Raw genomic sequence first — 871 nt, forward strand, 5'->3', positions numbered from 1 at the left:
AAGCAGATTCGGCATGCGTGGCATTTTTGGTTTGCGTTGGTTTTAGTGATTACGTAGTGTTGCTGAAGCTTTCGTAGTGCATGCCTCACTACTTAACAGGGCGTTATGCTTAATCACGAAAAATCAGTGGCTTATCATTTTTCTTTGTTCCCTCGGCTTGTTAGTTTCGAGTTTGTCGGCAAGTTGGCTTCAGTAGGCGCTGTTTTCCGGACACTCATTCTTTGGCGCTGAAAATTCAGAGCGTGCCTCAATAAATTTTCAGGTAAGCGCGAGGTTAGAGTGGCTGGCTCAATCAGCAATTTGATCTTGGGTTTTTGAGTTTTAGCAGCCAAATTTCAAAGTGCAATTTTCAAAACTATGATTCATTTCGGTTTTCTACGTTTTGGCTTTTGTGTGTAAATCAAAGTCGAGTTAATCTTGGTTCTATTAAAACGTAACCCATTGAAGCTTAAGCATAACAAGGCGTTCAAGAGGGATTCATGCCGCGTGGCATTTTTGGTATGCGGTGAGTTTTGGTGGTGAAGGTGGTATGCGGAAAGTTGGTTTAGGCGGCATTCACCCCTTAACGCAGCGTTATGTGTTTCTCACAAAAGGAGTCGTCAATGAAAAAGCCTACGATTGAATCCAGTCAGGAGGAGCTCATAGCGTTTGTTCGAGATTGGATAGATTTATGCGCGTCAGGAGAAGCAGAGTATGCTTTTTCGTTCCTTGATGAACCATTAGATAACTCTAGAAGTAAGTGGAGTTTAGAAGATTTTGAAATGGTCAGGTTTGACCATTTTGGCAACAACCAGCTCCCAGTTATAACAAGTCCTTTAACCGTCACAGGGGTTCTCAGAAACGACATCTTCGAGTACGACAACGGCTCTGG

General features: G+C 42.9%; 1 protein-coding gene. It reads left to right on the plus strand.

Annotated features, from left to right (window positions below; genetic code table 11):
* Window positions 1–602 precede the first annotated feature (602 nt).
* On the plus strand, window positions 603–871 hold a 269-nt coding region (locus tag R8O10_RS24390; RefSeq protein WP_318191839.1), incomplete at its 3' end, for a hypothetical protein.

Origin of the sequence: Vibrio sp. 1727, from assembly GCF_033344415.1 — a bacterium.
In the GTDB taxonomy this organism is placed as follows: Bacteria; Pseudomonadota; Gammaproteobacteria; order Enterobacterales; family Vibrionaceae; genus Vibrio; species Vibrio alginolyticus.